Annotated in this window: 9 protein-coding genes; 6 read left to right on the plus strand and 3 right to left on the minus strand. The window is 41.0% G+C overall.

Features of this window, described 5'->3' with window-relative positions:
- Nucleotides 1–12: 12 nt before the first annotated feature.
- The 3 genes from BM073_RS05910 to BM073_RS05920 all read right to left on the minus strand — a co-directional run bounded on the left by BM073_RS05910 (nt 13) and on the right by BM073_RS05920 (nt 2,913).
- Nucleotides 13–1,584 carry an Rne/Rng family ribonuclease gene (locus BM073_RS05910; protein WP_091651802.1) on the minus strand — a complete coding sequence of 524 codons (1,572 nt, stop codon included), beginning with the start codon at nt 1,582–1,584 and terminating at the stop codon, nt 13–15.
- A gap of 186 nt (nt 1,585–1,770) precedes the next feature.
- Nucleotides 1,771–2,586: a tetratricopeptide repeat protein gene (locus BM073_RS05915; protein WP_091651805.1), complete on the minus strand. Its 816-nt coding sequence runs from the start codon at nt 2,584–2,586 to the stop codon at nt 1,771–1,773.
- A gap of 18 nt (nt 2,587–2,604) precedes the next feature.
- Nucleotides 2,605–2,913 carry an HU family DNA-binding protein gene (locus BM073_RS05920; RefSeq protein WP_091651807.1) on the minus strand — a complete coding sequence of 103 codons (309 nt, stop codon included), beginning with the start codon at nt 2,911–2,913 and terminating at the stop codon, nt 2,605–2,607.
- Between the two features lie 145 nt (nt 2,914–3,058).
- Between BM073_RS05920 and mutY the strand changes: the two genes are divergently transcribed.
- The 6 genes from mutY to BM073_RS05950 all read left to right on the plus strand — a co-directional run bounded on the left by mutY (nt 3,059) and on the right by BM073_RS05950 (nt 14,485).
- Entirely contained in the window at nt 3,059–4,129 is a 1,071-nt protein-coding gene (gene mutY, locus BM073_RS05925) for an A/G-specific adenine glycosylase (protein WP_091651810.1), read from the plus strand.
- 41 nt (nt 4,130–4,170) lie between these two features.
- Nucleotides 4,171–4,644: a single-stranded DNA-binding protein gene (locus BM073_RS05930; protein ID WP_091651812.1), complete on the plus strand. Its 474-nt coding sequence runs from the start codon at nt 4,171–4,173 to the stop codon at nt 4,642–4,644.
- A gap of 67 nt (nt 4,645–4,711) precedes the next feature.
- On the plus strand, nt 4,712–6,061 hold the full coding sequence (gldE, locus tag BM073_RS05935) for a gliding motility-associated protein GldE (RefSeq protein ID WP_091651815.1): 1,350 nt from the start codon (nt 4,712–4,714) through the stop codon (nt 6,059–6,061).
- A 386-nt stretch (nt 6,062–6,447) separates the two neighbouring features.
- Nucleotides 6,448–10,938, plus strand: coding sequence for a glutamate synthase large subunit (gene gltB, locus BM073_RS05940; protein WP_091651818.1), 4,491 nt, complete (start codon nt 6,448–6,450; stop codon nt 10,936–10,938).
- A 1-nt stretch (nt 10,939) separates the two neighbouring features.
- The gene (locus tag BM073_RS05945) at nt 10,940–12,418 is read left to right on the plus strand and encodes a glutamate synthase subunit beta (protein ID WP_091651821.1); all 1,479 of its coding nucleotides are present in this window, start codon (nt 10,940–10,942) and stop codon (nt 12,416–12,418) included.
- A 522-nt stretch (nt 12,419–12,940) separates the two neighbouring features.
- Complete coding sequence (locus tag BM073_RS05950; protein ID WP_175557856.1) at nt 12,941–14,485, plus strand: S8 family peptidase; 1,545 nt, start codon at nt 12,941–12,943, stop codon at nt 14,483–14,485.
- The last annotated feature ends 54 nt before the right edge of the window (nt 14,486–14,539 follow it).

The raw sequence follows: 14,539 nt of genomic DNA on the forward strand, positions 1-14,539 counted from the left end.
AAAAAGCGAGACTTACTCAGTCTCGCTTTTTACTTGAAGTTCTATTTCCTCTCCAGATTCATCTAGGAATCTGTATTCCGTCACCGGTAGGGAAGAATCTTTGATCAGTTTAATCCATTTATAATACTTGAAAAACCACTTTACTCTGCGGCTGATAATACCGGTAGTAAAGTATGCATGCAGATAGGGATGCAGCCCGATTTGGATTTTTTCCACGTTTTGGATGGTGGCTATATGATCCAAATCCTTTTCTAATTTATCGGCAACCAGGATAGAAGCCTGGATTTTGCCTGTGCCGTTACATGCCGGGCAGGTTTCCTTCGTCACGATATTGACCTCCGGCCGGACACGCTGTCGGGTGATTTGCATGAGTCCAAATTTACTCAGCGGCAAAACAGTGTGTTTCGATCTGTCAGCTTTCAACTCATCTTTCATCGCTTCGTAAATGGCCTTTTTATTTTCGGCCCTCTTCATGTCGATAAAATCGACAACGATGATGCCTCCCATATCTCGGAGGCGGAGTTGTCTGGCAATTTCTTTAGCAGCTACCAGGTTGGTTTTTAATGCTGTGGATTCCTGGTCACTTTCCTGATTGGACTTGTTCCCGCTATTGACGTCTATGACGTGCAAGGCTTCCGTATGCTCGATGATCACATATCCTCCCTGAGGGAGGCTGACCGTCTGACCAAACAGGCTTTTGATCTGCTTTTCTATTCCAAAACTTTCAAAGAGCTTGGCTTTACCTGTGTAAAGCTTAACAATTTTTTCTTTTTCAGGGGCTATTGTCCTGATGTAGGATCTGATCTGATCGTAAGTGGATTCTTCTTCTACGGTGATTGCATCGAAGGATTCATTGAGTAGGTCTCTCACTAATGAGGAAGCCATACTCATCTCTCCTATAATCTTGTCTCGGCTTCTGGCTTTCAGCAATTTCTTCATGCCTTCTTCCCAATTATTGAGAAGATTTCGAAGGTCTTTGTCCAGTTCTGTAACTGACTGACCTTCTGCTACAGTTCGGATGATAACACCGAAGTTAGCTGGCTTGATAGAATTGATGAGTCTCAGAAGTCTTTTACGCTCGTCGCTGCTGCGGATCTTCTTGGATACATTGACTGAATCCGAAAATGGCACCAATACGAGGTATCGACCAGGAAGAGAGAGCTCACAGGATAATCGGGGCCCTTTGGTAGAGATTGGCTCTTTGACGACCTGAACCAAGATTTGGTTATTCTTAGAAAGAATATTTGAAATCTTGCCGATTTTATCGATTTCAGGTTCGTTTTGAAAGCCTTTCAGATTGTAATTGCTATAGTTGTTGTTGCGCACCATTTTGGTGAACTTGCCTAAGCTGTTGAAATTAGGACCTAAGTCCTGGTAGTGCAAAAAGGCATCTTTTTCGTAGCCTACATCAATGAAAGCTGCATTCAGCCCATTGACTATTTTTCGCACTGTACCCAGGTAGATGTCCCCAACTTTAAACTGATTGTCCACTCCTTCTGAGTGCAACTCAACCAAGCTTTTATCTTGTAAAAGGGCTATTCGACTCCCGTTTTGAGCAGAATCAATTAACAATTCCGTACTCAAAATCTCGTCTTATACTATGTAAATGAACGTGTGTTTTTGTCAAAAAACGGGTATAAGAAGAAGTGTATTACTTCTTCTTATGTCTGTTTTTTCTTAGTCTTTTCTTACGCTTGTGCGTAGCGATCTTATGTCTTTTTCTTTTCTTACCGCAAGGCATAGTCTTATTATTTATAGTGATACATTTAATTACAATCTGTCAAGATAGCTCTGAACACTCTCCAGAATCATAGCATCCTGGGTCATCCCCTTTACTTTCTCAAACTGAGCTTTCGCTTTGTTTTTTTGATCGGCTTCGAAATAGCTGACAGCCAAGTAAAACTGCCCCTGAAGATTATCCGGATGATAACGAATCAATTCTTCAAATCGTTCAGTCGCCTTTTTATATTGACCTGATTGCATGGACAAGATTCCCATATTAAATATGGCGTCTTCATTCTGCGGATCCTCTGCCAAAATCTCCCTCAGCATGGCTATACCTTGCATTGGATTGGCTGAAGACACATAAGTCATCGCAATCTTCGATTTCAAATCCATCCGAGTAGGATCATTATCCAATACTCGATTGAGGTAATCTCGGGTTTGTCCGGCAAGATAGGCTACCTTTTCCTGATCCAGCGCAAAGGTGAATGCTTCGAAATAAGCATTACCGGTTTCCTCAGCCAAACTCAAATCGTTTGTCTGATTTGCTGCCAAACTCAAGAAGTAAGCCGCACTGTCGTACTTCCCCTTTTCCTGATATAGAGAAGCTAGCTGTCTCATGTCTTCAGAAATTGTTTCTGAGCCGGCGACTGCCTTTGCTTTCAACTGAGCTAATGTAGCTTCTTTTTCAGGAGAAAGCTCATTCTCATGCATGGTATTGGCAGAAGTTGATGGAGAATGTTCAGACTGGTTTTCACCTACTGTATTCTGAGCCTCATTATCCACTACAATTTTCGGCAGTGCATAAAGAGCCACTACCGCCGCAACACCTATGATTATGAGAAAGAGCTGTGATTTTTTCATGTCAAAGTCTCCTTAGACTTAATCCTGAGGAGCTAGTTCCTTGATCTTTTTGCTGTTTTTGATCTTCTCAATAAACACTTTGGAAGGCTTGAATGCCGGGATGTAGTGCTCATCGATTACGATCGCTGTATTTTTGGAGATGTTACGTGCAATTTTCTTAGCTCTCTTCTTGTTGATAAAGCTACCGAAACCTCTTACGTAAATGTTTTCTCCTTCAGACATAGAGTCTTTTACTACCTTGAAGAACGCCTCAATGGTCTGTGTCACATCATCCTTCTGGATTCCGGTTTTGTCCGAAATCTTGGTGATTACTTCTGCTTTTGTCACTGTGATTTTAATTTAGAAATTACGAAATAAGCTTAACGACCTATTAACCAAGTGTTTTTGGGACTGCAAATGTACGAGATGCAATGCAATTAAAAAACAAATCCATAAAAATTCACCAGATTTACACGAAAGATTTTATACTTACATGAATAGCAAAGCTACTGATAATCAACTATTTTCCCATCAAATATTAAGTTGGTACAGGGCAAATCCAAGGGAACTTCCCTGGAGAGGAATCCAAGATCCATATAAAATTTGGCTCTCAGAAATCATTCTCCAGCAAACCAGAGTTGCCCAGGGAATGCCTTATTATTTCAAATTCACCGAGGCCTATCCTACCGTGAAAGATTTGGCCCTTGCCCCGGAAGAAGAAGTACTTCGCCTTTGGCAAGGTCTGGGATATTACAGCCGAGCCAGAAACCTCCACAGCTGTGCAAAATACGTTTGGCATGAACTAGACGGGAATTTTCCGGAAACCTATAAAGAACTCCTATTATTAAAAGGTGTGGGAAGCTACACTGCTTCAGCAATTGCAAGTTTCGCTTTTGGAGAAGTCAAAGCAGTGGTAGACGGAAATGTATTTAGAGTCCTGGCACGCTATTTTGGAATTGAGACAGATATTGCCAGCGGCAAAGGCAAAAAACAATTTGAAGCCTTAGCTGACCAGTTAATACCGGCTGATCATCCAGGAGAATTCAATCAAGCCATGATGGACTTTGGGGCAAGGCATTGCACCCCTGCCAATCCATCTTGTGATACCTGCCCTTTATCATCCTCCTGTTTTGCTTTGAATAACAAGATGGTCAAGGATCTTCCAGTGAAAATCAATAAGATTAAAATCAAGGAAAGACATCTACACTATTATGTAATCCGATGCGGAGAAAAGTGGGTATGGAAAAAAAGAAGTTCCGGCGATATCTGGGAAGGATTATTTGATTTTCCACATGTGGAGCAAACGAAGGAAAATTCTGAATCTGAATTCAATTTGCCGGAAGCAGCAAAGACTCCAGTCAAGTTTCCGAAAAATTACCGACATATTTTGTCACATCAGAAACTGAATGCTGTTTTCTCAGAGGTAGAATTTCCGGAAGAAAAAATCGCTCATCTCAATGAATGGGCCGAAAACAATGGCTTTTTACTGGTTGAAGAAGAAAAAATAGAATACTTGGCCAAGCCAAAGTTGATTGTGAACTTTTTGAACGATCAGGGCTTTTGATTAACTTCAAAAATTAGATCTAGAATTATAAATAAGAAGCTATGGCAGGAGTAAATAAAGTGATCCTTTTGGGGAATTTAGGAGCAGACCCGGAAGTGAAATATTTAGAAGGCGACAACGTAGTAGCAAATTTGAGATTGGCTACAACTGAATCTTACAAGGACAGAAATGGAAACCGTGTAGATCAGACCGAATGGCACGATTTGGAGCTTTGGGGTGGTCAGGCGAAAATTGCCGAGCAGTACCTGAAAAAGGGAATGCAAATCTACGTGGAAGGAAAGATCAAATCCGATACTTGGCAGGATGATCAGGGCCAAAATAGAAAAAGGACCAAAATCAGAGTTTTAAGTTTTACCATGCTTGGCTCTAAACAAGAAAATCCGGGACAGGAAAGTAGCGGAATGGGAGCACCTGCTAGCCAATCCAGACCTAACCCCGCACCTGCTGCCACAGGAGGAGGAAATCAAGGACCGGATCTTAGTCCGGATACAGAAGATGACGATTTACCATTCTGATTCAATTCCCCTGAAGTTGATATTCAGGGGAATTGTTTAATTTTGCATCAAACATCTCGTTTAGTACATGGACGACCCTTACCCGAGTTGGTATTTACTTACTCAAATTACTCAGCCCTCCGTAGGGTACCTTTTATTTAACGGTTTACTTTTTATTCTCCTGTTGCTTGGCTCTGCCTTAGTTTCAGGCTCAGAGGTGGCTTTTTTCTCTCTTTCCAATGAGGACTTAGAGTCCATTGCCGATGAAGAGACTAAAAATGGTAAGCATGTTGCCAGGCTCCTTCGTAGCCCCAAACAATTACTCAGTACTATTCTCATTCTGAATAACCTGATCAACATTGCGATAGTCACCTTGACCACATTCGTTTCCTGGAGTATTTTTGGAATGAACGCAACAGGCATAGTGGTGATCATGATACAAACTATCGGTGTCACTTTCGCTATCGTGTTTTTTGGGGAAATTGTACCAAAAGTATATGCCAACAAGGCCAAAATTGAATTCAGCCTTATCATGGCCCCGACCATCAATTTTTTCTCAACCATCCTCAAGCCTATCTCCCTCTTTCTAATGGCAATCAGTAACCTAATTGAAAGAAAAATAGAAAAGAAAGGCTATTCACTTTCGGTTGATGAATTAAACCAAGCCTTAGAAATTACTACTGAAGATGCTCCTAATGAAGAAAAGGACATTTTAAGAGGTATCGTAAACTTTGGAACTCTTTCTGTAAAGCAGGTGATGAGAAGCCGGATGGAAATTACCGCCGTTGACACCGAGATGGATTTTCATGAATTGATGGATAAAATCAATAAAAGCGGTTATTCCAGAATTCCGGTTTATCATGAAACCATAGACAATATTGAAGGCATCTTATATATCAAGGATCTTCTTCCTTATATAGAGCGGGATGAAAATTTTGCCTGGAAAGAATTAATACGAAAAAGCTTTTTCGTTCCGGAAAATAAAAGAGTAGATACCTTACTAAAGGATTTCCAGCAAAAAAGAGTCCACATGGCCATCGTGGTAGATGAATATGGAGGAACTTCAGGCTTGGTAACTTTAGAGGATTTGATAGAGGAAATCATTGGAGAAATCAACGATGAGTTCGATGATAAGGACGATATGTTTTTTCAGGAGATCGATTCCTCCACTTTCATATTTGAAGGAAAAATATCCTTGAATGACTTTTGCAAAAAACTGGATCTTGATTCCCAAATCTTTGATGATGTCAAAGGCGAAAGTGAATCTTTGGGAGGTCTTTTGTTAGAATTGAATAATAAGCTTCCTAAAAATGGAACAAAAATCCATTTTGAATATTTTGAATTTACCATCTTGGCAGTAGATGCCAGAAGAATCAAAAAGGTAAAAGTACATCTGAAAGATCAGCATCAAGATGGGTCTCATCCATTCACGGATTGATTCACTCATTTTTAGTTAAATAAGTATTACAAAATATTATTTGGCTTTCGAAATCGATTGAGTAAAAAAGAGTTGCTATTAGAGAAAAATAAGCTGTAAAATTTTTTATTATTTTTTCCGTAAACCAGATTTCAGGCACTTTGCAGAAAAATCACACAATTGAAGCTAAAACAGGTTAAATTTTTACCCCAATTTTTTAAAAAAACTGTTTTTAAAACGGATATTATTAATTTTTAGGACCTCTTTTTATTTAATAAATAATTAAAAAAAATCTAATTCATCAGAAAATTATCAGCAAAAGCTTGGTTTCATTGCCTTTATTTTAACAAAAGGATTTTTTTTCGTATTTTTTGGAAATTTTGAACCTATTAAATCTATTGAAATATATGCAAAAAGGGTTATACCGCTCAGAATTTGAGCATGACTCCTGCGGCATTGGCGCTGTGGTGGACTTGACTGGGAATCCCACTCATGAAACAATCAGTGACGCCTTATATATGCTTAGCAATATGGAGCACCGAGGTGGCCGGGGTTCAGATCCTAAAACCGGAGACGGAGCAGGTGTATTAATTCAGGTTCCTCATGACTTTCTAAAAGATATTACCGCAAGGACAGAAATCAGTCTACCCGAAAAAGGATACTACGGGGTAGGTATGACTTTTTTTCCCAGAAATAAGCAACTTTTCAAAAAATCAAAGGAGCTACTGAACCAGATCATTGAAGATCTTGACTTTGAACTCATTGGCTATAGACCTGTTCCGGTAGACGAAACAGTTCCAGGATCAGGAGCATTGGAAGTTATGCCCAATATTGAGCAGCTTTTTGTCAAGCACAAAAAAGGGCTCACCGGGATTGCTTTGGAAAGAAAACTGTATGTACTAAGAAACTTTGCTACTTCTGAGGTCAATTCCAAGATCCCTGGTGTCAACCAATCTTTCTATTTTGCCTCCTTCAGTAGCCTGACCTTAATCTACAAAGGTCAGTTGAGAACTGATCAGGTTTTACCCTTTTACAAGGATTTACAAAACGGTAAAATAGAATCTGCTTTTGCAATCGTCCATTCAAGATTTTCCACCAATACATTCCCTAATTGGAGATTGGCTCAGCCATTCAGATTTCTTTCTCACAATGGTGAAATAAACACCATCAGAGGAAATTTGAATAAAATGAAATCTAAGGAAACGCTGATGAAAACTCAGTTTTTCTCTGATGAAGAACTGGAAAAACTGATGCCTATCACCAATAAGCTGAACTCAGACTCAGCCAACTTGGATGCCATGGTGGAGCTATTGACATTGAGCGGAAGATCCTTGCCTCATGCTATGATGATGCTGGTACCTGAAGCTTGGCAGGATAACGAGGTCATGGACAGAGACCGAAAGGCATTTTATAAATTTCACGCCTCCTTAGTGGAGCCCTGGGATGGTCCTGCAGCCCTTTTGTTTACAGATGGAAAATCAGTAGGCGCCACTTTGGATAGAAATGGTCTGAGACCACTTCGCTATTTCATCACCAAAGACCAACGATTAATCCTTTCCTCAGAAGCCGGAGCTTTGCCAATTCGGGAAGCTACAATTACTGAAAAAGGTAGAATCAGTCCTGGAAGAATGCTTTGGGCCGATTTGGAAAAAGGAAAAGTACTCTTTGATGAGGAAGTCAAGGGAGAAATATGCCGAAAGCAGCCTTATGAACAATGGGTAAATGAACAGCGGATCAAGTTAAGGCTGGAGCCAGACCCAGAAACTTTGAGTCATCCATATTCCACAGAAAATATTAAGAAATGCCAAACGGTATTTGGCTATACGTCTGAGGAACTGAAAGTGGTCCTAGGACCTATGGGTAAAAGCGGGCAAGAAGCTATCGGTTCCATGGGAGCAGATACACCGCTTGCTGTCTTATCCAAGCAAAGCCAACATATCGCCAATTATTTCAAGCAATTATTTGCGCAGGTAAGTAATCCACCGATTGATCCGATTCGGGAGCGAATGGTGATGTCCCTCTTCACTAGAATTGGTGAAGGACACAATATACTAGAAGAAAGCCCTCAGCATACTCGACAAATCCATATCTCTCAGCCTGTATTGCTCAACGAGTCTCTGGAAAAAATCCAGAATATGGAAGGCCAAGGCTATAGAGCTAAGAAGTTGTTTGCTCATTTTAACGCAGACCATCAGCCAGGCAGATTATTGGAAGCATTGGATAAGCTTTGTCAGGAAGCAGAGGATGCCATTGCCGAGCGAAAAAATATTCTGATCATTTCAGACAGAAATAGCAATGAAGAATGGGCACCAATTCCATCTTTATTGGCGATCGGTGCTGTGCATCACCACCTGGTTAAAAAGAAGATAAGAACCAAAGCCGGTTTGGTACTTGAATCAGGAGACATACGGGAAACCCATCATTTTGCAACAGCAATTGGTTATGGGGTTTCTGCAATCAATCCATATCTGGCGCTGGAGTCTTTATTGGACATGTTCCAAAAAGGCATGTTCCCGGAAGTAAAAGATCAGAAAACATTATTTTATAACTATCAAAAAGCCATAGGAAAAGGATTATTGAAGGTTCTTTCCAAAATGGGAATTTCTACACTTCAATCTTATCAGGGAGCTCAGATTTTCGAAGCCATTGGATTAGGACCTGAAGTCATAGACAGATGCTTCAAAGGCACCATCTCCAGAATCTCTGGAGTTTCATTTGATGAACTTGCGGAAGAGGTGTTGATCCGTCATAGAGCGGCTTATCATACAGAAAGTCCTGTTTTAGAAACCGGAGGTGTTTACCAATGGAAAAGAAGGGGGGAAAAACACCTTTTCAATCCTGAAACCATCCATTTGCTTCAAAAGTCAACCCGACTCAACGATTACGGACTGTACAAGAAATTTGCTGATAAAATCAACGAGCAGTCAAAAGATGCTTTGACTTTAAGAGGATTATTCGAGTTCAAGAAGAGAATTTCGGTACCTCTGGAAGAAGTCGAGCCTGCAGAAAGCATCATGAGAAGATTTGCAACAGGAGCTATGTCTTTTGGGTCAATTTCTCATGAAGCTCATACTACTCTTGCCATCGCCATGAACCGTATCGGAGCTAAAAGCAACTCTGGAGAAGGTGGAGAGGATGAAATCCGTTTTCAGAAAAAAGAAAATGGGGATTGGGAAAGATCTGCGATCAAGCAAGTGGCATCGGGAAGGTTTGGAGTAACCAGTAATTACCTGACTAATGCAGCAGAACTCCAAATTAAAATGGCACAGGGAGCCAAGCCTGGTGAGGGTGGACAATTACCTGGCCACAAGGTAGACGAGTGGATAGGAAAAGTTCGCCATTCTACCCCGGGGGTAGGCCTCATTTCGCCTCCTCCCCATCACGATATTTATTCAATTGAGGATTTGGCTCAGTTGATTTATGATTTGAAAAATGCCAATAGAAAGGCTAGAATCAATGTGAAGCTGGTATCCCAAGCCGGAGTAGGAACTGTGGCAGCCGGAGTAGCTAAAGCAATGGCTGATGTGATTTTGATTTCAGGAGCAGATGGAGGTACAGGCGCCTCTCCGCTCTCTTCCATCAGACATGCAGGCTTGCCATGGGAGTTGGGACTTTCAGAAGCGCATCAAACCTTGGTAAAAAACAACCTGAGAAGCAGAGTAGTGCTTCAGACGGATGGACAATTGAGAACCGGAAGGGATTTGGCAATCGCAACACTTTTAGGTGCTGAGGAGTGGGGAATTTCAACCGCCGCCTTAGTAGTAGAAGGCTGTATCATGATGAGAAAATGTCATCTTAACACCTGTCCTGTAGGTATAGCCACCCAAAATCCTGAACTGAGAAAACTCTTTACGGGAGACCCTGAGCATGTAGTGAATTATTTCTATTTCTTGGTTCAAGACTTGAGAGAAATCATGGCATCCTTGGGTTTCAAAACCATAGACGAAATGGTGGGCCAAAGTCATGTATTGCAATCCACCGGTCATCTGAATCATTGGAAATGGGATAAGGTAGACCTATCACCAATCTTCCATAGAGTGGAAGTACCGGATCATGTGGGTATCCACAAACAGATCGATCAGGATTGGGATTTGAAGGAAGTATTGGATAGAAAACTTATCAAAGCAGCTCTTCCATCCTTGGAACAGGCGATTGCAGTTTCTGGCCACTTTCAAATCAAAAATACAGACCGTGCAGTCGGTGCTATGCTTTCCAATGAGATTTCCAAAATTTATGGAAGTGTAGGATTACCGGATGATACCATTCAATTCAAGTTTACGGGTTCTGCGGGACAGACTTTTGGTGGTTTTTTGACTAAAGGTGTAAGCTTTGAACTGGAAGGAGAGGCTAATGATTACTTCGGAAAAGGACTATCCGGAGGAAGGCTGACAATCTATCCAAGCCGAAATGCCAAGTTCAAACCTGAGGAAAATATCATCATAGGGAATGTGGCATTTTATGGAGCTACTTCCGGTGAAGCCTATATTAATGGTAAAGGTGGAGAAAGATTCTGTGTGAGAAACTCCGGTGTCAAAACTGTAGTGGAAGGAATCGGAGATCATGGCTGTGAGTATATGACAGGAGGATTAGTCGTCAATCTTGGTGAGATAGGAAGAAATTTCGCTGCCGGTATGAGTGGTGGAATAGCTTATATTTTGCACGATTATATCACAGAAGTCAACCCTGAATTGGTGGATATTGATCCTTTGACAGAAGAGGATTACAACACCATCAAATCCTTTGTGAAAAGGCATGTTAAGCTGACGAATAGTGCTTTGGGAAGTCAATACTTGGAGGATTGGGAAAAGTCCAAGCTCAAATTTATCAAGGTGATTCCTAGAGATTACAAGGCAGTTTTGGAGAAAAGAGCATTAGAACAATCAAAATCATTGGTGTAAGATGGGAGCGAAAGAAGGATTTATACAATTTAAAAGAGAGACCCCTGTCAGTCGAGACCCACAGGAAAGAGTGGGAGACTACAAGGAGATATATGAGCCGTTTTCTGACGAAAAATTAAATCATCAGGCGGCGAGATGCATGGATTGTGGTATACCATTTTGCCACAACGGCTGTCCATTGGGAAATGTAATCCCTGAGTTCAATGATGCAGTTTATGAAAAGGACTGGGCTCAGGCGATCAGTATTTTGAAGAGCACCAACAACTTTCCGGAATTTACAGGTAGGATTTGTCCTGCTCCCTGTGAGGCAAGCTGTGTATTGGGTATCAACAAAGACCCTGTTGCGATTGAACTCATTGAAAAAAGTATCGCTGAAAAAGCCTATGAATTAGGACTAATCCAGGCTAATCCTCCCAAAAAGAGAACCAACAAGCACGTGGCTGTCATTGGCTCTGGCCCTGCTGGATTAGCAGCTGCAGATCAGCTGAATCAAGTAGGTCATGAGGTGACTGTTTTTGAAAAGGACGCGAAACCCGGAGGTTTATTGAGATATGGTATTCCAGATTTCAAATTGGAAAAATGGGTGATAGACAGAAGAATTGATTTGATGAAGCAAGAAGGGGTTATTTTTTCTTGCGGGACGGAGGTTGGCTTCAATATCAAAGCAGAAAATATCCTCAGAAATTTCGATGCGGTAGTATTATCTACCGGAGCAGCTCAACCCAGAGCGTTGAATATTAGAGGTTCTGATCTCAAAGGAGTTCATTTTGCCATGGATTTCTTAGGAAAACAGAATCAGGTTGTCGGTGGAGAAATAGAGGAAAACCCTATTTCTGCAAAAGGAAAACATGTGATCGTCATTGGAGGAGGAGATACCGGTAGTGACTGTATAGGAACTTCCAATAGACATGGTGCGGCCTCCATTACTCAATTAGAGCTCTTACCCAAGCCTCCTAAACAGAGAACAGTCTTGAATCCATGGCCTGAATGGCCTATGACGCTCAAAACATCCAGTTCCCATGAAGAGGGCGCCGAGAGAGTATTTTCCATTTTGACCAAGGAATTTATCGGCAATGAAGCCGGGGAAGTCACTGGACTGAAGCTGGTAGATCTGGAATGGATGGAAAAAGATGGGCGAATGAATTTTGAAGAAGTAGAAGGTACAGAACGAATTGTACCCTGCGACCTAGCATTTATTGCTATAGGTTATACAGGGCCTGCCCAAAATGGTTTATTGGAAGCATTTGGGGTAGAGAGTATGGAAAACACATTGCCCAAATCCAAAAACTATCAAAGTACCAATCCTAAAGTATTTCTTTCCGGAGATATGCGAAGGGGCCAATCTTTGGTTGTATGGGCAATTTCTGAAGGAAGAGAAGCTGCTGTCAAGGTTGATGAGTTTTTGATGGGAGCTTCTTCCCTTCCTCAGAAAGATGAATCTTTCTTCCAGGTTGAAGAATCTCTGGAAGGAACAGAATAATTGTTTTTAATAACCTTAATGAAAAATACCACCTGATTGGGTGGTATTTTTTTTTGGAATGAATTATAAAACATTAAAAATCCACCACTGAGAATTTTTGTTCTCCCATACTTCAAAAGGAAAAGCGAGCTTTAAAATTGTCTTTAATCAATAGAGACACTTCCATAAACATTGAATTCCTTTGGTAGGAATATTTTTTTGCCGATGCCTTGATCATCTTGGATTGAAAGTTAATCGAAGTACTTACAATTTTCCATTTCTTAATCTCAATCACAGCATTAAACTGACAAATATGGTGTGACAACGCTTTTTTTATTTGATTAATTTTTGAGTTATCCAATTTGTGAATATATTTATTCGAACATCTAATTTCTTTATCAGATTAAATTCTTAACCAAGGGCATTGTTTTAGTACTGATATTTATTGAAATTATTCAACTCAAATGATTAACACTTAACTTTTTCTAAATCTTTTACAATCAATAATTAATTACCATGCAGTTTAAAAACCAAAAATTCACAATGACCTTGCTTTTAGCAGGGTTCATTACTTTCGGATGCGAAAGTGATTTGGCACTCGTAGAGCCTGCTATCGAAGCAAAACTTGAGGAGGAGACTTTTTCAAAAAGTTTTAATCTAAGTGAAATCAAAGAAATGACTGATTTTACCAACCTGAGACAAGGAGACTTTACCGGAAGATTTCTAATCCTAAGCAGAGGCAATAATCTACCTGCCAATATTGAAAGAAGCATTTCCTCTGCTGGAGGAGAGATTGTCAAAACATTCCCTGAGATCGGGGTGGCTGTTGCCGTATCTCGATCGGATAACTTTCTTTCTCAGGCCAGCACTATCAGTGGGATAGAATCTATTACTCCTGATATGATTTTGCAATACACCAAAGAGCCAAGTTTAATAGGTGATGAACAAGTAATTGAAAGAGGACAAAATGGAATTTCTTCAAGAAAAGTGACATCATCAGGAACACCTTTCAACTATCAAGATGCGTTTTTTGATGGTTGGCAATGGGCTCCGGGCTCAATCGATGCTCCAAAAGCATGGGACAATGGATTTACTGGAGAGGGAATCAGAGTAGCAGTAATAGATGGAGGTTTCCATTCTGCTCATACAGACCTCGCTCCTAACTTGGACGTAGCTAGCTCCTTATCAACTGTACCTGATTTTAACTTTAATGAGGACACAGGTACCTTCTGGCATGGAACCCATGTGGCTGGTATCGTGGCGGCATCTGGAGACGGTATAGTTGGAATAGCTCCGAAAGCAACGATCATAGGCGTCAAATCTCTACATAGCGGCTCAGGAGCATTCGAGTGGATCCTTGAAGGAATTCTATATGCCGCTACACCTCAGTCAAAAGGCGGAGCAGGTGCGCAAATAATCAATATGAGTCTTGGAGCTGAGTTTCCAATCCGTGATCTATGGCAAGAGGAAGGGTTTAGAAAAGCCTTCCAAGAATTGCAAAAAGTCTATGATCGGGCTACTACCTATGCCTACCAAAATGGAGTTACTATCATAGCTTCTGCAGGAAACGGTGCGTCAAACTATGATGTGGAAAGAGGCTTGTTCAAATTTCCTGCCCAGAATAGACACGTACTTTCTATCAGTTCAACAGGTCCAACTGGCTGGGTTTTAGGAAACGAAAACTTCACCCAATTAGCATACTACTCTGACCACGGTAAAGCTCTTTTAGATTTTGCAGCTCCAGGAGGAACTTTAGGTTTGGCATTAGTTGATGGAAACTTCAATCGATGTACTTTAATTGGCACTTTAGTGAGTACATCAGGAATCTGCGCAATATTTGATCAAGTATTCAGTACGGTCAGAGGCGGAACAAATTCTTCTTACAATTGGGCTCAAGGAACCTCTATGGCTTCCCCCGCAGTGGCAGGAGTAGTTGCATTAATGATGGAGGCCAACGGAGGCTCAATGAATCCGGCCCAAGTAAAAACTAGGCTGATTCAATCTTCTACAGATTTGGGTAAACCTGGACAGGATGAGATCTACGGGCATGGCTATGTCAATGCAGCCAAGGCTGTAGGATTGAATTGATCCAACTAGTCAAATCAATATAAACTTAAAGCCGGGGAAGTTTTTCCCCGGCTT

The organism is Algoriphagus ornithinivorans, assembly GCF_900115305.1.
In the GTDB taxonomy this organism is placed as follows: domain Bacteria; phylum Bacteroidota; class Bacteroidia; order Cytophagales; family Cyclobacteriaceae; genus Algoriphagus; species Algoriphagus ornithinivorans.